Below are 22,595 nucleotides of genomic sequence, written 5' to 3' on the forward strand. Positions count from 1 at the left end.
TGAGGATTGGGTGTGATCAAACCGACTCTACATCCGTTCTGTGCGCGGCCCCGGTCTGCCCGGCCGCTACCCTCGATTGCGACCGGCCGCATCGACCGTGATCACAGCCAGGATCGGCGATTCCAGCGTGCTCGAACGAGGAGCCGGAGGCTGCGAAATCATCTGGGCATCGTCCTGCAACATGCACAAATCAGCCGATAAATACGGCGTTTAGGAGGGGTTATGACGCAGACTATCCAAGGGGCCGGCAGTGGCTCGGGCGGATCGGCGGTAAACTACGGTTTCATCACCGCGATCGTCGCCGTCGCCACCATCGGCGGGTTCATGTTCGGCTATGATTCGGGCGTGATCAACGGCACGCAGAAGGGGCTCGAGGCCGCCTTTGCGCTCGGCCGGCTCGGTATCGGCGTGAACGTCGGCGCGATTCTGGTCGGTTCGGCGATCGGTGCATTCGGCGCCGGCCGATTGTCGGACGCGATCGGTCGACGCAGCGTGATGATGCTGTCGGCGGTGCTGTTCCTGGTGTCGGCGCTGGTCGCGGGCGCGGCAGGCTCGTCGGCGATCTTCATCCTGGCGCGGATCATCGGCGGTCTCGGCGTCGGCGCCGCCAGCGTCACCTCGCCAGTCTATATCTCCGAAGTCACGCCGGCGGCGATCCGCGGGCGCCTGTCGAGCGTCCAGCAGGTCATGATCATCTCGGGCCTGACCGGCGCGTTCGTAGCGAATTTCGCGGTCGCACGCTATGCCGGTGGTTCGACCGCCGAGTTCTGGCTTCACCAGTCGGCGTGGCGCTGGATGTTCTGGTTTCAGGCGATCCCGGCTGCGATCTATCTGGTCGCGCTGACGATCATTCCCGAAAGCCCGCGCTTCCTGGTCGCCAAGGGCCGCGAGGAGCAGGCGCATACCGTGCTCACCCGTCTGTTCGGCCGTGAGGAGGCCGATCGCAAGGTGATCGAAATCCGCAATTCGCTGGCCAAGGATCTTCACAAGCCCAAGTTGTCCGACCTGATCGACAAGACCAGCGGCAAGATCCGGCCGATCCTGTGGGCGGGCATCGGCCTCGCGATCTTCCAGCAGTTCGTCGGTATCAACGTCGTGTTCTATTACGGCGCGGTGCTGTGGGAGGCGGTCGGCTTCACCGAGGACAACGCGCTGCAGATCAACATCCTGTCGGGCGTCCTGTCGATCGCGGCGTGCCTGTTCACGATCGCGACGGTCGACAAGATCGGCCGCAAGCCGCTGTTGCTGGTCGGCTCGGCGGGCATGGCGGTCACGCTGGCGATCGTCGCCTATGCGTTCTCGACCGCGGTCACCGATGCCGCAGGCGCGGTCAGCCTGCCGGGTCACAACGGCCTGATCGCGCTGATCTCCGCCAACCTCTACGTCATCTTCTTCAACGCCAGCTGGGGCCCGGTGATGTGGGTGATGCTCGGCGAGATGTTCCCGCAGCAGATCCGCGGCTCGGGCCTCGCTGTCGCCGGCTTCGCACAATGGATCGCCAACGCCGCAATCTCGGTGAGTTTTCCGGCACTGGCGGTCTCGCCCGGCCTGAGCGTCACCTATTTCGGCTACGCTTTCTTCGCGGCAGCGTCGTTCTTCTTCGTGAAGGCGATGGTCAACGAAACGCGCGGCCGCGAACTCGAAGACATGGAGGGATGATCCCGCGGGAGGGCCTTGTGCCCTCCCATCCTTGGGCGAGGCTGGCTCGCGCACAAGCGGCGACCATGGTTAAGGGGTAGATTTAATTCGCAAAAGATTGATGCGGCGCGACTTACATAGATCAAACTATTAATGATTGTAATTTACTGACAGTCCCGAAAGGGAATGGCGTGCCTGATTACAGAGAAAAGGCTCGGCTCGACGCGTTGTACCAGCTCAAGCTGCTGGACACGCCGCCAAGCGAGAGTTTCGACCGCATCACGCGGATGGCCAGCCAGATCTTCGGCCTGCCGGTCGCGGCGGTGTCGCTGACCGATCAGGACCGGCAATGGTTCAAGTCGCGCGTCGGCATCGACCACGACACGATCGTGCGCGAAAAGGCGCCGTGTTCGGAGGTCGCCGAGTCGACCAGTCCCCTGGTCATCGAGGATTTTCTCGAGGACGCATTCTACGCCGATAGCCCGTTGAGCCTTGCCGGCACGCGTTTTTACGCGGGCGCACCGTTGGTCACGAGCGACGGTTACGGCCTTGGATCGCTCTGCGTGCTCGGCACCGAGCCGCGCAAGGCGTCCGAATCGGAGATGGCCGCGCTGACCGATCTCGCGGCGATGGTCATGGCTCAGATCGAATTGCAGCACGCGTTCGGCCGGATCGATTCGGTCAGCGGCATGCCGAACAGGAATCAGTTTCGCGAGGATTTGATCGACCTGACGCGCGATCACCACGGCGAACAGCGTCTGGTGGTCGTCGTCGACCTGGCGCGCGACGACCAGATCAACCGGATCCTGCGCGCGATGGGCGCAACGCGCGTCGACGAATTGATCCGGGAGGCCGCGCAGTCGTTGCGCAAGGCGCTCGATCCGTCACGAATCGCCTATCATGTCGGCGCGGCCCAGTTCGCGTTTCTCGGCCCGCTCGGCGTCGAGCAGGATGTGTATATGGCGGATCTTCAGGCCAGCTTCGCCAAGATTCGGGAATCGTCGTCGCTGCGGTTCGTAACCAACGTCGCGATCGGCGTGCGATCCTTCACGCTGGGTCATGCATCGGCTGGCGACGTGTTGCGCGCCGCCGCCAGCGCGGCGCAGGACGCACGGAGCGCGGACGGCGCGATCGCGCTGTATTCGCCCGAAAACGATATCGCACACCGCCGCCAGTATATGTTGTTGGAGGATTTCGGGACCGCGCTCGAAGCCGGCGACCAGCTCCGGCTCGTGTTTCAACCGCGGATCGAGCTTGCGACGCGGCGCTGCATCGGTGTCGAAGCGCTGTTGCGGTGGCGTCATCCCGAGCTTGGCGAGATTTCACCGGCCGAATTCATCCCGATCATCGAACATACCTCGCTCGCGCGTCCGACGACGCAATGGGTGCTGGACGCGGCGCTGGACCAGATCGTCGATTGGACCGCGGCGGGCATCACCGTCGCGGTGTCGGTGAACATATCGGCGGCCAACCTTCAAGAACCGGATCTGATCGAACGCATCCAGATGGCCTTGTTGCGGCGAAATCTGCGCCCCAATCAGCTCGAGATCGAACTGACCGAGAGCGCGATCATGGACCACCCCGACCAGGCGATGGCGATGCTCGCGCAACTGGCGGCGACCGACATCTCGCTGGCGATCGACGATTTCGGGACGGGACACAGCAGCCTCGCCTATCTGCAAAGGTTGCCGGCGCAGGTGGTGAAGATCGACCAAGCCTTCGTGCGCAACCTGACAGTGCCGGCGGGCGCGGACTTCGTTCTTGTCGAGACGATGATCGGGTTGGCGCAGCGGCTTGGCTACCGGGTGGTCGCGGAAGGCGTGGAGACCGAGGACGCGGCCTCCGTCTTGGCGCAGATCGGCTGCGAGGAAGCGCAGGGCTTCCTGTTCGGGCGGCCGATGGAACCGTCGAATTTCGTGCAGTGGATGTCGGCTGTGCAGTCGGCCGATGCGCCGATCGCGAACGTGGCCTGAAGCTTAGGCGCCTGCTGGTATCACGTCGTCGCGCACTTCGAAGCATTTGGCGCTGGTGGAGCCGAGGGGAATCGAACCCCTGACCTCTGCAGTGCGATTGCAGCGCTCTCCCATCTGAGCTACGGCCCCGCGCCCTGTGGCCAAAGGCCATGATCGAGCCAATAGCCGGTCGTTTTGGGCGATGCAACCGGTCCGATCGCGCTGCCGGAACTTGCGCGCGCAGATCGTCGCGATAGCGGGGCCGATCGACGTTACACCCGCGTAACTACAGGAACATAAGCGGTTTTCGGCGCTTGTAAGGGTCGGACTGTACGGCGTCGCATCCGACGGGGCCGGCAACCGCAGGACGTTACAATAGGAGTTTCCTATGGCTTACGAACGCTACACCCGCGACCCCAATTCCGGCGATTACTACGGCCGGCCCAATTCGCAGGATTACGGCCGCGACTTCCGTACCGATGGCGGTGGCTATGGCCGCTCCAGCGCACGCGAGTACGAAGCTGCCGGCGAGTATGATCGCGACAATCGTTCCGATCGATCTGCAGGCGACCGCCAGCCACGCGGCGATGGCTATGGCCGCAACTACGCACAACAGGATCGTGGTGGCCGCGAATCATACGGGAATTACCAGCCTAATGACCGCGGTGGCTCGCAGCAGTCGTACGGCAGCACCAGCGAATATCATGGCAGCTACGCGTCGGACGGGCGTCGTTTCGAGGATGTCGGCCCGAATCGCCACGCCGATGACGATTACCGCAATCAGGGCCGCGATCGTGGCGGTCGTGGGCTGGATCGTGGCTATGGCCGCCAGCCGCAGGGCTACGACTATGACGATCGCGGATTCATCGCGCGCGCCGGTGACGAAGTGCGCTCGTGGTTCGGCGATGACGAGGCGGAGCGTCGTCGCGAGGCGGATGCGCGGTATGACGAGCGGTACGACCGCCAGACGGGCAGCCGGTCGTCGCACCCGCACGACGATCACTATCACAGCTGGCGCAACACGCAGATTGCCGAACTCGACCGTGATTACGACGAATATCGCAACGAGCATCGCTCGAAGTTCGAAAACGAGTTCTCGTCGTGGCGGACCGAGCGGCAGGGCCAGCGCAGTGCGCTGTCGCAGGTCACCGAGCACATGGAAGTCGTCGGGTCCGACGGCAGCCATGTCGGCACGGTCGACAAGGTGAAGGGCGACCGGATTCTGCTGACCAAGAACGACCGCGATGCGGGCGGCGTGCATCATTCGATCCCGTCGCGCTGGATCAAGACCGTCGACGGCAAGGTGACGCTGTCGAAGTCGGCCGACGAAGCCAAGGCAGCGTGGAAGGAAGAAGAGCGCAACTCGGCGATGTTCGACTATGGCGATCGCACCGGCGGCGACAAGAAGGACGCCGCTACGACGGGGTATGCTTCGACCACGCAGGCCGGCAGCACTGCCGGCGCGACGTCGACCACGGGCACGACATCGGACACGCTCGGCAAGTCCGGGTCGACCACATACTAATCGTTTGAAAGCATTGGCTGACGTCGCGTGACGTTAGCCGAAAACGAGCCCGGGCGAAACCGTCCGGGCTTTTTTGCGGGTTGCGCCGGACGCGCGTTTCGCCATACCCGGTTCACGAATAATCAAGACAGGAGCAAGTTTATGGCCCGTGCATGGAGCCTGAAGGCACGTCCGCAAGGCATGCCGAAGCATACCGACTTCGCCATGATCGATCTCGACCAGTCGATGCTCGGCGCCGGCGAGGTGCGTATCGCCAATCGCTGGCTGTCGGTCGACCCGTACATGCGCGGTCGGATGAACGACGTGAAAAGCTATGTCCCGCCGTTCGCGCTGGGCGAGGCGATGCAGGGCGGCGCGGTCGGCGAAGTGGTCGAGAGCAACGACGACGGCATCAAGGTCGGCGACATGGTGCTGCACATGGCGGGGTGGCGTGACGAGGCGGTGGTGCCGGCCGCACAGGTGCAGAAGCTGCCCACGCTCGATGTACCCGCGCAGGCTTTTCTGGGTCAACTCGGCATGCCGGGCATGACCGGGTATTTCGGGCTGCTCCAGGTTGCCGAGGCGAAGGCGGGCGACACGGTGTTCGTGTCGGCGGCGGCGGGTGCGGTTGGATCGACGGTCGTGCAGGTCGCCAAGGCCAAGGGCATGACGGTGATCGGCTCGGCCGGCGGCGCGGAGAAATGCGCGTGGGTGAAGTCGCTCGGTGCGGATGCGGTGATCGACTATAAGAGCGACGTGCCGGTGGTGAAGGCGCTCGGCGAGGCCGCTCCGAAAGGTATCGACGTGTATTTCGATAACGTCGGGGGCGAGCATCTCGACGCGGCGCTGGCGCATGCGCGGATGCACGCACGGTTCGCGGTGTGCGGGATGATCGACGTGTACAACAGCGGCGCGGCGACGCAGCTGAAGTACCTCGCGCGGCTGATCGGTAACCGTGTGCAGATCCGCGGGTTCATCGTCAGCGACTACATGAATCGCGCCGAGGAGTTCTACAAGGACATGGGCGGGATGCTGGCGGCGGGGACGCTGAAGCGGCAGGAGACGGTGCACGAGGGGCTCGAGACGATGCCGGATGCGTTTCTCGGGCTGTTCTCGGGTGGGAATACGGGGAAGATGCTCGTCAAGGTTTGAGTTAAACTTCCTCCATTCCAGCAGCTACCCCCCCGGCGAAGGCCGGGGTCCAATTGGAAAGGTCGCAGTAACGGAACGTATCGCCCGTCATTCGCGTCCCGCAATTGGGCCCCGGCCTTCGCCGGGGTGGGGGCAAGGTCTGACCGCCTCGCTGAAATGACGATCAGGTCGATCCGCGTGCCTACAACCACTTCGCCTGTTTGAACTTCACGTACAGCGCGGCACAGACGACGCCGATCACACCCAGCACGACGAAATACCCGTATTCCGTCTTCAACTCGGGCATGTGTTCGAAGTTCATGCCGTAAATCCCCGCGATCGCGGTCGGGACGGCGAGGATCGCAGCCCAGGCGGCGAGCTGGCGGGTGATCGCGCCGGTCCTTTGTTGCTCCAGCAGGTTGCTGAATTCGAACACCGACGTCAGCACCTCGCGAAGGCCTTCGACCATCGTCTGCACGCGGCGGACGTGGTCGAGTACGTCGCTGAAATACGGTTTCGCCTCGGTGTCGATGCAGGGCAGGTCGAGGCGGACGATCTTGCCCGCGACCTCGCCCATCGGGCCCAGGATGCGCTGGAAGCGGATCATCTCGCGTCGGAGCCCGAAGATGCGGACGATTTCGTCGCGGCCCAGGAAGGCGTCGATCGTGCGTTGTTCCATCGCCAGTACCTCGTCCTCAATGCTCTCGACGATCGGGAGATAGCCGTCGACGACGTAATCGAGGATCGCGTGGAGGACGTAATCGACGCCGTTGATCAGCAAGGTCGGCGCGGCTTCGAGCTGTTCGCGGAGTGCCTTGTGCGACCGCGCCGAGCCGTGGCGGACGCTGATGATGTGGCTGTGGCCGACGAAGATCGCGGTTTCGCCATATGCGATCTTGTCCTGCTCCAGCTGCGCGGTGCGCGCGACCACGAAGAGCTGGTCGCCATAGACGTCGACCTTGGGCAGCTGGTCCGCCTTGATGGCGTCCTCCACCGCCAGTGGGTGAAGGTTATACTGGTCCTTCAGCGTTCGCATCTCGGCGTCGGTCGGGTCGCAGATGCCGATCCAGACGAACTCGGAGCGATCCGCCGGGCAATCGACCTTTTCGTCGATCGAGACCGCGCGGACACGCTTGCCATGGCGATAGAGATACGCGGCGACGACCGTCATGGAGCCTCGAGGATTACGCGGACTGGGCTCGCGCCGGTATCAGAACGCCGGCAACACCGCACCCCGATAATGCTGCTCGATGAAGGTCTTGGTGGCCGGGCTGCGCAGCGCGGCGATCAGCTTGACGACGCGCGGATCCTTCTCGCCGCCGGGCAGGCCGACGACGAAATTGACGTAGGGGCTGTTCTTGTCCTCGATCGCGAGCGCGTCGCGGACCGGATTGAGCTTCGCGTCGAGCGCGTAATTGGTGTTGATCAGCGCGAGATCGACCTCGCCGAGCGTGCGGGGCAGGGTGGCACCCTCCAGCTCCTTGAACTGCAGGTTGCGCGGGTTGGTGGCGATGTCGTTGAGGCTCGACAGCGGGTTGGTCGGGTTCTTGAGCGTGATGAGCCCGGCCTTTTGGAGCAGCAGCAGCGCGCGGCCGCCGTTGCTTGGCTCGTTGGGGATCGCGACGGTGGCGCCGTTTGGGATCTGCGCGATCGACTTCCACTTACGCGAATAGGCACCGAGCGGTTCGACGTGGACGCCTGCATAGGTCACGAGATGCGTGCCGCGCGAGGCGTTGAACTGGTCGAGATACGGCTTGGTCTCGAAGTAACTCACGTCGATCTGCTTCTGCTCGACCTGGAGATTGGGCTGGACGTAATCGTTGAAGACGCGGATCTGGAGGTCGACGCCTTCCTTGGCGAGCGTCGGCTTGATCGACTCCAGGATTTCGGCATGCGGCACGGCGGTCGCGGCGACGGTCAGCGTCTTGCCGTCGTTGGTCTTGGTGCCACCGCAGGCGGCGAGCGCGAGCAGCGAGAACGAGGCGAGCAAGGTGCGGCGGTTCATGCGAATTCCTAGCGGCGTTAAATCAGCGGCGGGTGAAGTGGCGGGCGAGCGCGTCGCCGGCATATTGGATGATCTGGACGAGCACGACCAGCAGCACGACGGTGACGACCATGACGTCGGTCTGGAAGCGCTGATAGCCGAAGCGGATCGCGAGATCGCCGAGCCCGCCCGCGCCGACCACGCCCGCCATCGCGGTGAACGAGACGAGCGCGACGGCGGTCACGGTGGCGCCGGCGATCAGTCCGGGGAGCGCCTCGGGGATCAGCGCGCCGGTGACGATCTGGCGCGTGGTGGCGCCCATCGCCTGCACCGCCTCGATCGTGGTGCGGTCGACTTCCTTGAGCGATCCCTCGACGAGGCGCGCGTAGAATGGCGCTGCGCCGACGACGAGCGGCGGGATCGCGCCGGCGACGCCTAGCGAGGTGCCGACGAGCATCACGGTGAGCGGGATCATCACGATCAGCAGGATGATGAACGGCACCGAGCGGAGGATGTTGACGACGACCCCGAGCACGGCGTTGGCGACGCGGTTCTGCGACAGGCGGCCCTGGCCGGTGAGGTAGAGCAGGACGCCGAGCGGGAGGCCGAACGCGATGGTGAGGATCAGCGATCCGCCGAGCATGATCAGCGTGTCGAGGCAGGCCTGGCCGATGTCCGACCAGTCGATGTTGGCGAAGAAGCTCATGCCGCCAGCGCCGCGAGCATGCGCTGCGTTGCCGGGTGGGCGGCGTTGGCGAAGATGTCGGTAACGTCTCCGGTCTCGACGATACGGCCGCGCTCAAGGACGGCGACGCGGTCGCAGACGTAGCGGACGACATCCATTTCGTGGGTGATCAGGACGATCGTCAGGCCGAGGTCTCGGTTGAGCTCGCGGAGGAGGGTGAGGACCGAGCGGGTGGTTTCGGGGTCTAGTGCGCTGGTCGCTTCGTCGCAGAGCAGGATGTCGGGGTCGGTGGCGAGCGCGCGGGCGATGCCGACGCGCTGCTTCTGGCCGCCGGAGAGTTGGGCAGGGTATTTCGCGGCGTGATCGGCGAGGCCTACGCGGTCGAGCAGCGCGGCAACTTTCGTCTCGCGCTCGGCTTTGGATACGCCCGCCAGCACCAGCGGGAACGCGACGTTTGCGGCGACCGTGCGCGACGACAGCAGGCCGAAGTTCTGGAAGATCATGCCGATGCGGCGGCGTAGCGCGCGCAGGTCTGAGGCCGACAGCACGGCTACGTCGACGCCATCGACTTCGACCCGGCCCGAAGTCGGGCGTTCGAGCGCGTTGATCAGGCGGATCAGCGTCGACTTGCCTGCGCCCGACTGGCCGATGACGCCGAACACGCCGCGTGCGGGGATTTCGAGCGATACGCCGTCTAGGGCCGCCGCTTCGCTTGCCGGGTAGGTTTTAACGACGACGGTAAGGCGGATCATGCGGTGCCCATGACCTGCGCGGCGAACCGCTCCATTTCCTCGGCCTGCGGGCTCATCTGGAGCAGCAGCAGGTCGAGACCGGCGGCCTCGTATTCCGCGACGCGCTCCTTCAGTTGTTCGGGCGTGCCGACCAGATTGGGGCGCAGGCCGCGGTTGGAGACCGAGTATTCCTGGATCTTGAGTTCGCGTTCGAGCTGCGTGCCCGATAGCCACTGGTCGAAGTTCGCGTAGCCGGCGGGGAGTTCGGTGACGCTGGTGATGCGTTCGAGATCGCGCTTCGCCTCGGCTTCGCTGTCGCGGACGATCGCATAGGCGGCCATGCCGTATTGCATCGGCGCGCCGCCAGCTGCCTCACGCCGCGCCGCCATGTCGGCGATCTTCGGGGCGATCGCGTCAGCGGGGTCGCCGTGCATGACGTACGCGTCGCACTGCGCGGCGATCATCGCCTTGGCCTTCTCGCTTTCGCCGCCCGCGTAGACGGTCGGGCGCTTGGCGGGCTTGGGTGAGCAGATCGCCTGCTGCGTGGTGTAGAACTGGCCCGCGAAGTCGAACCGCTCCTGCGTCCACAGCCCGTCGACGACGGTCAGCCACTCGGCGGTACGCGCGTAGCGATCGTCGTGCTGGTCGAACTGGAGGCCGTATTGCTTGGCCTCGTCCGCCCACCAGGACGACACGACGTTGAGCGCGAGGCGACCGCCCGAAATGCGGTCGATGTTCGCCGCCGCCTTGGCGAACAGCGCGGGGTGGTGGAAGTTCGGGCGGACCGCGACCATCAGCTCGATACTGTCGGTCACCGCCGCCAGCGCCGCCGCGGTCGACCATGCGTCGAGCGCAGGCTGTTCGATGCCCTTGATATCGTTGAGGTTCAGCTCGGCGATCAGCGTCAGGTCATAGCCCCAGCGCTCGGCATTCTGCGTCAGCGCCTTGGTGTACGCCCAGTTCGCCTCCATCCCTTCGTCGGGGACGTTGCGGAGCCAGCCGCCGAAGACGGGAGTCCAGTAACCGTAGCGCATCAGCGGGCCTTCTCGATCTGTTCGACGAGGTAATCGACGAGCCGGTCGTGCGGATCCCAGCCGAGCGTTTCCAGCGGCTTGGCGACGAAGTTCGACAGCGCGTTGATGTCGTAGAAGCGTGCCACGCCGTCGCGGTCGTCGATCATCACCTCAACTCCGCCGACATCGAGATCAACGGCGCGGGCGATCGCCTCGGCGGCGTCTTTCAAGGTCTGCGACGGCTCGACCGCGGACATCTTGATGCCGGAGCCGGGGACGACGCATGCATCCGCCGGGCAGAGATCGAATGCGCCGCCGCCCGCGACGTCGATCGCGTAAAGAAATTTGCGGTCGAGAGTCTCGATCCGGGTGATCGCGCCGTCGCGGACAGGGACGTATTCCTGGACCAGCAGGACGCCGTCGACGCTGCTCGGCAGGCCGGCGGCGGCCACTGCGGTGCGCAGTTCAGCGAGGCTGTCGAAACGGATGATGCCCGCCCCCGAACCGCCAATGTTCGCTTTGACGACCAGCGGGAAGCGGAGCGTCTGGGCGGCGGGGACGACGTCGGCGGCGCGGTGGACGACGCGCGTTTCGGGGATCGCGAGGCCGAGCGAGGCGATCAGCGACAACTGCCGGGCTTTCGAGGCGTCGATCGCGAGGACGTCGGTGCCGTTGATCACGCGCGCGCCGGTGCGGCGCCAGTGATCGAGCATCGCCATCGTGTCGAAGATCGGATGCTCGTCGCTGCGCAGGAAGCTCGACATCGCGATCCGGTTGAAGACGACGGGGGCGGGGGCGCTCTGGTCGGCGGGGTTCCAGAAGCCGTCGGACGTCGCGCGGGTGAACGCGACGCCGCGGCGATCGAGGGCCGCGAACAGCGGTTCGAACCAGAGCGGGTGCTCGTAGAGAATGGCGAGATCGGTCATCGCTTCCCGGATACGCATTGCGCGCGGGCGTGCAAACCCAAGCAAAACTTTGCCGCGCGCAATATCGTGTCGCGGGCCGCTGACAGGGAGGGGAGGACGCGGTAGCGTAGCGGATGATTTCCAGATTCGTCACGCTCGCTCTTGCCGTTCTCGGCGCCGCTTCCGTCTCGGCGCAGGAGGCTCCGCTTGCGCCGCCACCCGCTGCTCCGGCGACTGTCTCGATCGTGATGACGACGAGCGAGGGGCCGATCACGCTGGCGCTGGAGAAGGATCGCGCGCCGCTGACGACCGCGAACTTCCTGCGGTATGTCGACCAGAAGCGGCTCGACGGGGTGACGTTCTATCGCGCGATGAAGCTCGGGGCGGACGCGGGGTTGATCCAGGGCGGGCCGCAGGGTGAGGTGAAGCGGCTGCTACCGCCGGTAAAGCATGAGCCGACCAGCCAGACCGGGCTGTCGCATGTCGACGCGACGATCTCGATGGCACGGTTCGCGCCGGGGAGCGCGACTGCGGACTTCTTCATTACCGTCGGGCCGGTGTTGTCGCTGGATGCTAATCCGGCGGGGAGTGGGGATACGGCGGGGTTCGCGGCGTTCGGGCATGTGGTGGAAGGTATGGACGTGGTGAAGCGCATCCTTGCTGCGCCGACTTCGCCTACGGCTGGGGTTGGGGTGATGAAGGGGCAGATGATTGCTGCGCCGGTTAAGATTTTGACGGTGCGGCGAGTAAAGTAAGGCCACCACTCAATTCCACCCCGGCGGAGGCCGGGGCCCAATTGGGGAACGTTGCTAACGTAGGACTGCGATCAGTTACTCTGACCTTTCCGATTGGGCTCCGGCCTTCGCCGGGGTGGTGTGAGGAAAGGTTACCCCCCACTAAATTGTTTCCCCGCGAAGGCGGGGACCCAGACTGGGCTCCCGCCTTCGCGGGAGAACAAGAGGGCGGGGGCTGACCTTCGCCCTCAGGCCGGCGCCATCACCCGGATGATCCCGGCCGCGACCTTGGCAGTCACCGGGGTCTTCGCCAGGACCTCGCCGTCGATCGAGATCGGCAACGGCGGGATCGTGTTGATCTTCAGGCTCTTCCCCCGAAAGTCCCGCACCTTCTCATGTCGAGACTCGAGCCGGAACACACTGGACGCCCAGTTCTGCACCAGCCGTCGCTTCACATGCCCCATCACCGCCTGCACCACGATCTCGCCCGAATCGACCGCCGCGGCATCCACTAGTTCCGTACCGCCGTGATACGGCCCGTTAGAGATCCGCACCTCGACGACGCGGATCTTCACCGCGGTCGGGCCTTCGCCGACGATCAGCGTGAAGGGGCGGAAGCGCATGTATTGATACGTCGCCCACGCGAGGTAGCCGACCTTGCCGAATATCTTCTTCAGCCCGTGCGGGACCGTCTCGGCGATCTTCGGGCTGATGCCCATCGCGGCGCAGTTTGCGAAATAATCGCCGTCGATCATGCCGAGATCGATCCGCCGCGGCTTGCCGGTGCGGATCACCTCGACCGCGCCTTCGATATTCAGCGGAATGCCGAGCGTGCGCGCAAAACTGTTGGCAGTGCCGAGCGGGAGCACGCCAAGGATCACGTCGTGGCCGACCATCAGGTCCACCAGCCCGCTGACCGTGCCGTCGCCGCCGCCGAGGATCAGCAGGTCTGGCTTCTTCGCCAGCGCGCGCAGCACGGTAGATTCGAGATCCTTCGGGTCCTCGACCGCGTGCGCGTCGACCTCGTATGGCAACCCGGACATCGCCGCGCACGCACGCTTGAACAGCTTCTGGCCTTTGCGCGACTTCGCGTTGACGACGAGCGCCGCGGACGTGATCGTATCGTTCGACATAAGGCCCCCAACGCACGGCATGCGGTTTCGCACCCGTAACGCTCTGGAGTAACGCTTGATTGGCCCGTGCGCATCCCGCAAAGCCCGCGCATGACCGCAAGCTATCCCGCGCTTCGCCTCCGTCGCACCCGCGCCTCCGCCTGGAGCCGCCGCCTCCATGCCGAGACCGTGCTGACTCCCGCCGACCTGATCTGGCCTTTGTTTGTCGCCGAAGGAGAGGGGGTCGAGCAACCGATCGCCAGCCTGCCGGGCGTGTCGCGCTGGTCGGTCGACGGGATCGTCGCACGCGGTCGCGAGGCACGCGACCTCGGCATCCCGTGCATCGCGCTGTTCCCGTACACGCAGGTCGAGCGCCGGACCGAAGACGGTCGGGAGGCGCTCAACCCCGACAACCTGATGTGCCAGGCGATCCGCGCGCTGAAGGATGCCGTGCCCGAGATCGGCGTGCTGACCGACGTCGCGCTCGATCCGTACACGAGTCACGGTCATGACGGGCTGGTCGATGACGCCGGCTACGTCGTCAACGACACGACCGCCGAGATGCTCGTTGCGCAGGCGCTCAACCAGGCGAACGCGGGCGCCGACATCATCGCGCCATCGGACATGATGGATGGGCGGATCGGCATGATCCGCAGCGCGCTGGAGGCGGACTCGCATCACAACGTGCAGATCATGTCCTACGCCGCCAAATATGCGAGCGCGTTTTACGGTCCGTTCCGTGACGCGGTCGGGTCGCGCGGGCTGCTCAAGGGCGACAAGAAGACGTACCAGATGGACAACGCCAACGCCGAAGAGGCCTTGCGCGAGGTCGCGATGGACCTGGCGGAGGGCGCCGACACGGTGATGGTCAAGCCCGGCCTGCCGTATCTCGACATCATCGTCCGCGTGCGACAGGCGTTCGAGGTTCCGGTGTTCGCCTACCAGGTGTCGGGCGAATACGCGATGATCGAGCACGCGGTTGCCGCGGGCGCGGCCGAGCGCGACGTCATGGTGCTGGAGACGCTGATGTCGTTCAAGCGCGCGGGTTGCTCGGGCGTGCTGACCTACCACGCGGCGCACGCGGCCAAATTGCTCGGGTGATGATCGAGACGGCGCGGCTCACCTTGCGCGGCTGGCGCGATGATGATGCTGCCGCGCATCATGCGATGTGTGCGGATCCGGCGGTGATGGCGTATCTCGGGCCGGCGCCGTCGCTGGAGGATTCCGCCGCGGTGGTCGTGCGCCAGAACGCGATGCTCGTCGGCTCTGGCGCATGCTTCTGGGCGCTCGAACGACGCGATACCGGCACGTTCATCGGCTGGTGCGGGATCAAGCCCGGTCCGGTCGGGACGCCGATCGAAGACGAGCCGGAAATCGGCTGGAGCCTGGTGCGCGCGCATTGGGGGCAGGGTTACGCGCGTGAGGCCGCCGAGGCGGCGCTCGCATGGGGCTGGCGGGAATTGAACCTTCCGACAGTCTGGGCAATCACCGTCCCCGCAAACACCGCCAGCCGCACGCTTATGGAACGGCTCGGCATGGCGCGCGTCCATGGTGGTGATTTCGACCATCCAAAATTGGCTGAAGACGACGCTCTCCGCCGCCACATCCTCTACCGGATCGACCGTCCCGCCTATGTCTGAAACCCCCTTGATGGCGCGCTGGTGCCGGACGATGTTCGTGGCGACGATCCTGACCGGGTCGTTCTTGCTGTTCCTCGTCCAGCCGATGGTGGCGCGGATGGCGCTGCCGCGGCTTGGCGGCGCGCCGGCGGTGTGGAACTCAGCGATGCTGGTATACCAGGCGCTGCTGCTGGCGGGTTATGCGTACGCGCATTGGCTCGGGCGAGTGCGGCCGCGCGCGCAGGCGGCGATCCACCTCGGCGTGCTGATCGTCGCGGCCTTGTGGCTACCGATCGGGTTGGTCGCGATGGCGCCGTCGGCGGAGGCGCAGCCGGCGCTCTGGGTGCCCTGGCTGCTGGGGCTGTCGATCGGTCCGTTGTTCTTCGCGGTCTCCGCGCAGGCGCCGTTGATCCAGCGCTGGTTCAGCGACGCGAGCGGGGGCGGCGATCCCTATGCGCTGTATGCGGCGTCCAATCTGGGCAGTTTTGCCGGCCTGATCGCGTACCCGCTGCTGGTCGAGCCGCTGATGGCGGTCCACGGGCAAAGCTTGCTGTGGAGCGGCGGCTATCTGCTGCTGATCGTGCTGGTGCTCGCCTGTGCCACGCGCCTGCCCAGGACCGCGGCGGTCGACCACGTCGCCGCGACCAGCCCGCCGCCGGGTGCCGGGCGGATCGCGCACTGGATCGCGCTGGCGCTCGTGCCCTCGGGGATGATGCTGGCGACATCGACCTATATCTCGACCGATATCGTCGCGATGCCGTTGCTGTGGGTGATCCCGCTGGGGCTGTATCTGCTGAGCTTCAGCGTGGCGTTCGCGAACGATCGCTGGCTCGCCGACCTGCTGACGCGGATCGCGCCGATCACGATTCTGTTGTTCGGCGGCATCATCATGGGCGGCATGAACGAACGCCCGTTCTTCAGCGCGGGTATCGCGCTGGTGCTACTGTTCATGATCTCGGTCGCGCTGCACACCGCGCTGTACCGCAAGCGCCCCGCGCCCGATCGGTTGACCGGGTTCTACCTTGCGATGTCGGCAGGCGGTGCGCTCGGCGGCGTGTTCGCCGCGCTGGTCGCGCCGGTGGTGTTCGACTGGACCTATGAATATCCGCTGCTGATCCTCGCAGCAGGGGCGCTGGTGCCGCAGGTTTACCTACTCGCCCAGTTCCGCGCGCTGTGGACAGGGGGAGGGCGGACGAAGTGGTTCGCGCTCGCCGTGATCACGCTGGTACTGCTGATGGTCGCGGGCCTCCGAATCACGCACCCCGACGGCGTGTTCGGCGAAAGCCGGCAGGGCCTGGACTTCCTCGTCATCGCGGCGCTAGGCTTCTTGGCGATCGGTGCGCGCGTTCCGTACATGATCGTGCTGGCCGGGGCGCTCGTGCTGTTCGGCGGCTACCGCTCGCTCGAACTGTCGATCGAGCCCGGCGCGCGCGTCCGCAGCTATTTCGGAGTCTACACGGTGCGTGACGAGCCGGGCCCGAACGGCGGGACGCGCGAGCTCGATCACGGGACGACCGTCCACGGCATCCAGCTGCGCGGTTCGCGGGCTCGCGAGCGGACGCCGACCACGTATTACGCACGAGGCTCGGGCGTCGGGCAGGCGATGCTCGCCGCACCCGCTTTGTACGGAGCGACTGCGCGGATCGGCGTCGTCGGGCTCGGGACCGGGACGCTGTCCTGCTATGCGAAACCCGGTCAGCGCTGGCGGTTCTACGAGATCGACCCGGCGGTCGTGGCGATCGCGCGCGACACCGGCCAGTTCACCTATCTGGCGAAATGCCTGCCCAACCCCGAGATCCGGATGGGCGACGCGCGGATCGCGCTGGCGCACGACGCGTCGAACAGCCTCGACTTGCTGGCGCTCGATGCGTTCTCGTCCGATTCGGTGCCGATGCACCTGATGACGCGCGAGGCGTTCGCGACCTATGGCCGGGTGCTCGCGCACGACGGCCTGTTGCTGGTGCATATCTCGAACCGGTTCATCGATCTCGAGCCGGTGGTGGCCGCCGCGGCGCGCGAGGGCGGCTGGACCGCAGTCATCCTGCGCTATCGCCCACCGAGCCTGCTCGTCGACCGCGCTTCGGCATCGGACTGGGTGGCCTTGTCACGCGATCCCCGTGGCATTGCGGCGATGCGCGCCGGCGACCCGGGCTGGACCGCGCTGACGCCGCGCGCGGGCTTTACCGGGTGGACCGACGACTATTCGACGATCCTGCCGCTGTTGAAGGGGTTTTAAGCGCGCTCAGGCGGCGGGCAGGGTGGCCTGAATGCGGGCGATCGTTGCGCCCTCGCGGTCGGTCTCGGCCTGCGCCTTTTCACGGATCGTAGCCAGCGCGGGATAGTCGGGCTGGAGCTTGGCGGCGCGGTCGGTCGCGCGCGATTCGATGTCGGTGACCAGCGACGAACTCTGCGCGCGCCAGTCGTCGAGCGCGGCCAGCGCCGACTGCGCGGCGATCCAGCCTTCGCTGCCGACCGGCGCGCCGCGCGCGGTCCGCGCCGCCGCCTCAGCCTTGGCCGCGTCGCGCGCGAACCCCTTGGCGATCACGTCCAGCTTGTCGGCGATCGTTGCGATCTCCGCATCGAGCGCCGGATCGGGTGCTGCGACCGCGGCCTTCACCGCGGGCTCGGCGAACCCGAGCTTCTCGATCGGCCGGACGCCAAGCGACGGATAGCTGGTCTTGTCCTCCGTGCACGCGCCCATCACGACGATCAGGGCCAGCGATGTGAGGCGGAGCAATACGGTGTGTTTCATGTCCGCCGCTCTATGCCGTCGCGTATCGCGACACAACTTTATCGCGGCAAACCCTTGCGCCCCGGAAAATGCCTGCTATCAGCGCCCCTCCAGTGCACCCATAGCTCAGCTGGATAGAGCATCAGACTACGAATCTGAGGGTCGGGCGTTCGAATCGCTCTGGGTGCACCAGGATTTTCCGCTTCACGGCGGGCTTGGCCGGACCGGACACGGTATGGCGATGCACCCATAGCTCAGCTGGATAGAGCATCAGACTACGAATCTGAGGGTCGGGCGTTCGAATCGCTCTGGGTGCACCATTTTCTCATGCCGGCTTGTTGAACGACGGCATTCTCCGCATCATCGATGCGCGATCTCGGGGTCCTCGCCGATCTCCATCGCCGGAATGCGACTTTGATCAGGCCGCGGCGTTGAGATGCCGGACCATATTCAGGAGATCGTGATGCAGCGTACGGGTAGGGGATTGATCGGGGGCGCGATGCTGGCGGCCATGTCGGGGCTCGGGCTGTCGCTCTATTCGAGCCGGCTCGCGCGTCACGCCGAAAATCTGGTGCCGCCCGACGGGCGTTTTCTCGACGTCGACGGAGCACGTCTCCATTATATCGATGTCGGATCGCAGACTGGACCAACGATCGTCATGGTCCATGGCCTCGGCGGACAATTGCGCAACTTCAGCTACGCGCTCGTCGATCTGCTGAAGGATGACTATCGCGTCATCGCCGTTGATCGGCCTGGTTCGGGCTATTCGGTCGCGACCGGCAACGCCACGCCGGGGATTATCGCGCAGGGTGCGATCATCGCGGACTTCATCCAGAAGCTCGGGCTCGATCGGCCGCTGTTCGTCGGCCATTCGCTGGGCGGCGCGATCGGGCTGGCGGTCGGCCTCGATCATCCGCACCTCGTCCGCGCGCTGGCGTTGATCGCGCCGCTGACGCAGCCGCTGGAGCAGGTGCCCGAGAGTTTTCGCGGACTCGCGCGGATTCCTGCCGGTGCGCGTCTCGCGTTCGCGCAGGTGCTGGGGACGCCCCTCAGCCGGCTGACGGCGACCAGGACGCTGCAAGGCGTGTTCGCCCCCGAGGCGGTGCCTGAGGACTTCGTGACCCGCGGCGGCGGTGCGCTCGCGGCGCGACCGATCGCGATCGCCGCAGCGGCAGCAGATCTGGCAGGGGCGAACGACGACGTGACGGCGATGGCGGTGAGGTATGGCGAAATCCAGCTCCCGACGCGCATCCTGTACGGGCGGCAGGACGCGATCCTCGATCCGGCGTGGAATGGTCACCGTACTGCGGCGGTGATTGCGGATGCGAAGATCGACACGATCGAGGGCGGCCATATGATCCCGATCACTGCGCCGGAGGCGTGCGCGCGGTTCGTGCGGGCGGCGTTCGCGGCTGGGTGAATTTGTGCCCGGGGTCAGCCTACTTAAGTAAACTATCCACCCCGGCGGAGGCCGGGGTCCAGTTGGAAAGGTCGATGTAACCGAGGACAGCGCTCCGTTAGCGAGGTTCCCCAACTGGGCCCCGGCCTTCGCCGGGGTGGTTGCAGCATGGTCGGAACCGACATGCTCTAGTCGACCTATGTTTCCTGCTAACTTGTTCTCCCGCGAAGGCGGGGGCCCAGGCTGGACTCCCGCCTTCGCGGGAGAACAGGCTTGGGTTTGAGTGCCGGTCAGCCGGCGATGGGGAGCTTAACCTTGCCCTCGTCGTCGCGTTCCAGGGGGCCGTAGGACAGGACGACTTCCAGCAACAACGGCCCGCCATAGATGTGCGGGAACAGCTGTCCGCCGCGTGACTCTTCCCACTTCACGTCGTCGCCGAACGCTTCGAGATCGATCGCGGCGACGTGCAGGTCCGACTGGCCGGTGAAGTGCTTGTCGACCGTCTCCGTCAGCTGCTCGGCGGTCGACAGGTGGATATAGCCATCGGCCAGATCCACCGGCGCCCCCGCAAAGCTCCCGCTTTCCAGGGTCGCCAGCTGCTCCCCCGTCAGCACCTTATACGCGATCGGATCGCGGCTCATTCGCCGTCCTCCGGTCCTGCCGCCGTGTCTTCGCCGATCGTCGCGCCGGTGTCGGGTGCGATTTCCGGGGTCGCGTCGGCCAGGTTGACCTCGGCCTCGTCCTCGGTTTCTTCGATCCGCGCGGCCGAGACGACGTGCTCGCCCTTCGCCACGTCGAACAGCTTCACGCCCGCCGAGTTGCGGCTGATCACGCGGAGCGACGCGAGCGTCGTGCGGATCAGTTTCGCCTGATTGGTCACCAGCATCAGCTGATGGCCCTTCGCCGCGGCGAAGCTCGCCACGACGGGACCGTTGCGCGCGATGTTGTCGATGTTGGTGATGCCCTGGCCACCGCGACCGGTGCGGCGATAGTCATAGGCGCTCGACAGCTTGCCATAGCCGTTCTCGCAGACCGTCAGGATGAACTGCTCGCGGTCCTTGAGATCGTTGTAGCGGTCCGCGCCCATGCCGTGATCGCCCTCGCGCTCGCCCTTCCACGGTGCGAACTTGAGATACGTCTCGCGCTCCTCGGGCGTTGCGCCGACACGGTGCAGGACCGACAGCGAGATGACCTCGTCGTCGCCCTTCAGCGTGATGCCGCGCACGCCGGTCGAGGTGCGGCTCTGGAACTCGCGGACGTCGTCGCCGGCGAAGCGGATCGCCTTGCCGCACTTGGTCGCGAGCAGCACGTCGTCATGCTCGCTGAGCAGCGCGACGCCGATCAGCTTGTCCTCCGAACCCTCTTCGAAGCGCATCGCGATCTTGCCGTTCGACGGCACGTTCGTGAACGCGTCCATCGCGTTGCGGCGCACGAGGCCGCGCTGCGTCGCGAACATCACGTGCAGGCGGCTCCACTCGCTCAGGTCCTCCGGCAGCGGGAGCACGGTCGAGATCGTCTCGCCCGGCGCCAGCGGCAGCAGGTTGATCATCGGCCGCCCACGCGTGGCGGGGCCACCCTCGGGCAGGCGCCAGACCTTGTAGCGATAGACCTTGCCGAGGTTCGAGAAGAACAGCACCGGGGTGTGCGTCGAGGTGACGAACAGCTCGGTGACGACGTCCTCGTCCTTCGTCGACATGCCCGCGCGACCTTTGCCGCCACGCGCCTGCGCGCGGAACGTGTCGAGGCTGGTGCGCTTGATATAGCCCTGCATGGTCACGGTGACGACCATGTCCTCGCGCTCGATCAGGTCCTCGTCGTCGATGCCGTTGGCGGCAGCGGCGATCTCGGAGCGGCGCGGGGTGGCGAATTCGTCGCGGATCGCGATCAGCTCGCCGCGCATCACTTCGTACAGCTTCGCACGGTCGCCGAGGATGTGGAGGAGCTCGCCGATCGTCGCGGCCAGCGCCTTCAGCTCGTCGCCGATCTCGTCGCGGCCGAGCAATGTCAGGCGGTGCAGGCGGAGATCGAGGATCGCGCGGACCTGCGGTTCGGACAGCTTGTAGATGCCGTCGGCCTGCTTGTCCTCGACGGCCTCGACCAGCGCGATGTACGGCGCGATCTCCTCGACCGGCCATTCGCGTGCGAGCAGCTTGCCGCGCGCTTCGGCCGGGCTGGACGAGCCGCGGATGATCTTGACGACTTCGTCGAGGTTGGTGACCGCGATGACGAGGCCGAGCAACAGGTGCGCGCGCTCACGGGCCTTGGCGAGTTCGAACTTCGAGCGGCGGGTGATGACCTGCTCGCGGAACGTGATGAACGCGCCGATGATGTCGCGCAGGTTGAGCAGCTCGGGACGGCCGCCGCGGATCGCGAGCATGTTGGCGGGGAAGCTCGACTGCGCCGGCGTGTGCCGCCAGAGCTGGTTGAGCACCACGTCCACGGTCGCGTCGCGCTTTAGGTCGATGACGATGCGCACGCCCATGCGGCTCGATTCGTCGCGGATGTCGCTGACGCCTTCGATCCGCTTGTCCTTGGCGGCTTCGGCGATCTTCTCGACCAGGCCGTTCTTGCCGGTCTGGAACGGGATCTCGGTGAGGACGATCGAGCGACGGTCGCCCTTGCCCTCCTCGACGATGTGGCGCGAGCGGACGATGATCGAGCCGCGGCCGGTCTCGTAGGCGGACTTGGCGCCCGCACGGCCGAGGATGATCGCGCCGGTCGGGAAGTCGGGACCGGGGACGATCTCGAACAGTTCCTCGGTCGTGATCGCGCCATTGTCCATGTAGGCGAGGCACGCGGCGATGACTTCGCCGAGATTGTGCGGCGGGATGTTGGTCGCCATGCCGACCGCGATGCCGCCCGCGCCGTTGACCAGCAGGTTCGGGAACCGCGCCGGCAGCACCGAAGGCTCACGCTCCGAGCCGTCATAGTTTGGCGTGAAGTCGACCGTATCCTTGTCGAGATCGCCGAGCAGCGCGTTGGCTACCTTGCCGAGGCGTGCCTCGGTGTAGCGCATCGCCGCGGGCGGATCGGGATCCATCGAGCCGAAGTTACCCTGGCCGTCGATCAGCGGCACGCGCATCGACCAGTCCTGGGTCATGCGGGCCAACGCGTCGTAGATCGAGCTGTCGCCGTGCGGATGGTATTTACCCATCACGTCACCGACGATGCGCGCGGACTTGCGGTAGGGCTTGCCGGCGACGAAGCCGCTTTCGTGCGCACCGTAGAGGATGCGGCGGTGGACGGGCTTCAGGCCGTCGCGGACGTCGGGCAGCGCGCGCGCGACGATGACGCTCATCGCATAGTCGAGATAGCTCGACTTCATCTCGTCGACGATCGAGATCGTGGCGATGCCGGCGGGCTCGCCGCCTTGGGGTTCGGCGAGTATGGTCTCGTCGGTCAAATCTGAACGCTTTCGGCTTGTTGCGGTATGATGACATACCTTAGCCGAGGGGGG

19 protein-coding genes and 3 tRNA genes are annotated in these 22,595 nt (G+C 65.8%); 11 read left to right on the forward strand and 11 right to left on the reverse strand.

Annotated elements, in window-relative coordinates; translation table 11 throughout:
- Positions 1–222 precede the first annotated feature (222 nt).
- Together ACLBWL_RS16810 and ACLBWL_RS16815 are read left to right on the forward strand one after the other, a co-directional pair.
- On the forward strand, positions 223–1,659 hold the full coding sequence (locus ACLBWL_RS16810) for a sugar porter family MFS transporter (protein WP_447794937.1): 1,437 nt from the start codon (positions 223–225) through the stop codon (positions 1,657–1,659).
- A gap of 170 nt (positions 1,660–1,829) precedes the next feature.
- The gene (locus ACLBWL_RS16815; protein ID WP_447794939.1) at positions 1,830–3,611 is read left to right on the forward strand and encodes a sensor domain-containing phosphodiesterase; all 1,782 of its coding nucleotides are present in this window, start codon (positions 1,830–1,832) and stop codon (positions 3,609–3,611) included.
- Positions 3,612–3,664: 53 nt separating this feature from the next.
- On the opposite strand, the gene ACLBWL_RS16820 is transcribed toward ACLBWL_RS16815, so the two are convergent.
- A tRNA-Ala gene (locus ACLBWL_RS16820) sits at positions 3,665–3,740 on the reverse strand.
- Positions 3,741–3,978: 238 nt separating this feature from the next.
- On the opposite strand from ACLBWL_RS16820, the gene ACLBWL_RS16825 reads away from it, so the two are divergent.
- Positions 3,979–5,115, forward strand: a complete 1,137-nt coding sequence (locus ACLBWL_RS16825; protein ID WP_447794941.1) for a DUF2171 domain-containing protein — start codon at positions 3,979–3,981, stop codon at positions 5,113–5,115.
- 141 nt (positions 5,116–5,256) lie between these two features.
- Positions 5,257–6,246 (forward strand): NADP-dependent oxidoreductase, encoded by a 990-nt coding sequence (locus ACLBWL_RS16830; protein ID WP_447794943.1) that lies wholly within the window; start codon positions 5,257–5,259, stop codon positions 6,244–6,246.
- A gap of 181 nt (positions 6,247–6,427) precedes the next feature.
- Here ACLBWL_RS16830 and ACLBWL_RS16835 read toward each other — a convergent pair whose 3' ends face one another.
- From ACLBWL_RS16835 to ACLBWL_RS16860, 6 genes are read right to left on the reverse strand one after another with little or no spacing between them, the layout of a single operon-like run.
- Positions 6,428–7,396 (reverse strand): magnesium and cobalt transport protein CorA, encoded by a 969-nt coding sequence (locus ACLBWL_RS16835; RefSeq protein ID WP_447794945.1) that lies wholly within the window; start codon positions 7,394–7,396, stop codon positions 6,428–6,430.
- A 39-nt stretch (positions 7,397–7,435) separates the two neighbouring features.
- Positions 7,436–8,230 (reverse strand): MetQ/NlpA family ABC transporter substrate-binding protein, encoded by a 795-nt coding sequence (locus ACLBWL_RS16840; RefSeq protein ID WP_447794947.1) that lies wholly within the window; start codon positions 8,228–8,230, stop codon positions 7,436–7,438.
- A gap of 22 nt (positions 8,231–8,252) precedes the next feature.
- On the reverse strand, positions 8,253–8,915 hold the full coding sequence (locus ACLBWL_RS16845; RefSeq protein ID WP_447794949.1) for a methionine ABC transporter permease: 663 nt from the start codon (positions 8,913–8,915) through the stop codon (positions 8,253–8,255).
- Positions 8,912–9,646 (reverse strand): methionine ABC transporter ATP-binding protein, encoded by a 735-nt coding sequence (locus ACLBWL_RS16850; RefSeq protein WP_447794951.1) that lies wholly within the window; start codon positions 9,644–9,646, stop codon positions 8,912–8,914. The genes ACLBWL_RS16845 and ACLBWL_RS16850 overlap by 4 nt, the downstream gene beginning before the upstream one ends.
- Complete coding sequence (locus ACLBWL_RS16855) at positions 9,643–10,659, reverse strand: LLM class flavin-dependent oxidoreductase (protein WP_447794952.1); 1,017 nt, start codon at positions 10,657–10,659, stop codon at positions 9,643–9,645. The genes ACLBWL_RS16850 and ACLBWL_RS16855 overlap by 4 nt, the downstream gene beginning before the upstream one ends.
- On the reverse strand, positions 10,659–11,564 hold the full coding sequence (locus ACLBWL_RS16860; RefSeq protein WP_447794954.1) for an ATP-grasp domain-containing protein: 906 nt from the start codon (positions 11,562–11,564) through the stop codon (positions 10,659–10,661). Before ACLBWL_RS16860 ends, ACLBWL_RS16855 begins: the two co-directional genes overlap by 1 nt.
- Before the next feature lie 113 nt (positions 11,565–11,677).
- On the opposite strand from ACLBWL_RS16860, the gene ACLBWL_RS16865 reads away from it, so the two are divergent.
- On the forward strand, positions 11,678–12,298 hold the full coding sequence (locus ACLBWL_RS16865) for a peptidylprolyl isomerase (RefSeq protein ID WP_447794956.1): 621 nt from the start codon (positions 11,678–11,680) through the stop codon (positions 12,296–12,298).
- Between the two features lie 227 nt (positions 12,299–12,525).
- Here the strand turns inward: ACLBWL_RS16865 and ACLBWL_RS16870 are convergent, their stop codons facing one another.
- A complete protein-coding gene (locus ACLBWL_RS16870) occupies positions 12,526–13,410 on the reverse strand; it encodes a diacylglycerol/lipid kinase family protein (protein ID WP_447794958.1) in 885 nt (294 codons plus the stop codon).
- Positions 13,411–13,500: 90 nt separating this feature from the next.
- Between ACLBWL_RS16870 and hemB the strand changes: the two genes are divergently transcribed.
- Genes hemB through ACLBWL_RS16885 form a run of 3 tightly spaced genes read left to right on the forward strand, consistent with a single transcriptional unit; the run spans position 13,501 to position 17,244 of the window.
- Positions 13,501–14,490 carry a porphobilinogen synthase gene (gene hemB, locus ACLBWL_RS16875; RefSeq protein ID WP_447794959.1) on the forward strand — a complete coding sequence of 330 codons (990 nt, stop codon included), beginning with the start codon at positions 13,501–13,503 and terminating at the stop codon, positions 14,488–14,490.
- Positions 14,490–15,029 (forward strand): GNAT family N-acetyltransferase, encoded by a 540-nt coding sequence (locus ACLBWL_RS16880; protein ID WP_447795058.1) that lies wholly within the window; start codon positions 14,490–14,492, stop codon positions 15,027–15,029. The genes hemB and ACLBWL_RS16880 overlap by 1 nt, the downstream gene beginning before the upstream one ends.
- Positions 15,022–17,244 carry a spermidine synthase gene (locus tag ACLBWL_RS16885; RefSeq protein WP_447794961.1) on the forward strand — a complete coding sequence of 741 codons (2,223 nt, stop codon included), beginning with the start codon at positions 15,022–15,024 and terminating at the stop codon, positions 17,242–17,244. Before ACLBWL_RS16880 ends, ACLBWL_RS16885 begins: the two co-directional genes overlap by 8 nt.
- Before the next feature lie 6 nt (positions 17,245–17,250).
- On the opposite strand, the gene ACLBWL_RS16890 is transcribed toward ACLBWL_RS16885, so the two are convergent.
- Positions 17,251–17,760 (reverse strand): hypothetical protein, encoded by a 510-nt coding sequence (locus ACLBWL_RS16890; RefSeq protein WP_447794963.1) that lies wholly within the window; start codon positions 17,758–17,760, stop codon positions 17,251–17,253.
- A gap of 94 nt (positions 17,761–17,854) precedes the next feature.
- Here ACLBWL_RS16890 and ACLBWL_RS16895 point away from each other — a divergent pair.
- The 3 genes from ACLBWL_RS16895 to ACLBWL_RS16905 all read left to right on the forward strand — a co-directional run bounded on the left by ACLBWL_RS16895 (position 17,855) and on the right by ACLBWL_RS16905 (position 19,159).
- Positions 17,855–17,931, forward strand: a tRNA-Arg gene (locus tag ACLBWL_RS16895).
- 51 nt (positions 17,932–17,982) lie between these two features.
- A tRNA-Arg gene (locus tag ACLBWL_RS16900) sits at positions 17,983–18,059 on the forward strand.
- Positions 18,060–18,202: 143 nt separating this feature from the next.
- The gene (locus tag ACLBWL_RS16905; RefSeq protein ID WP_447794965.1) at positions 18,203–19,159 is read left to right on the forward strand and encodes an alpha/beta fold hydrolase; all 957 of its coding nucleotides are present in this window, start codon (positions 18,203–18,205) and stop codon (positions 19,157–19,159) included.
- Between the two features lie 269 nt (positions 19,160–19,428).
- Here the strand turns inward: ACLBWL_RS16905 and ACLBWL_RS16910 are convergent, their stop codons facing one another.
- Positions 19,429–19,779 (reverse strand): DUF952 domain-containing protein, encoded by a 351-nt coding sequence (locus tag ACLBWL_RS16910; RefSeq protein WP_447794966.1) that lies wholly within the window; start codon positions 19,777–19,779, stop codon positions 19,429–19,431.
- Entirely contained in the window at positions 19,776–22,541 is a 2,766-nt protein-coding gene (gene gyrA, locus ACLBWL_RS16915; protein ID WP_447794967.1) for a DNA gyrase subunit A, read from the reverse strand. The genes ACLBWL_RS16910 and gyrA overlap by 4 nt, the downstream gene beginning before the upstream one ends.
- Positions 22,542–22,595: the final 54 nt, after the last annotated feature.

The organism is Sphingomonas sp. M1A8_2b, assembly GCF_053345535.1.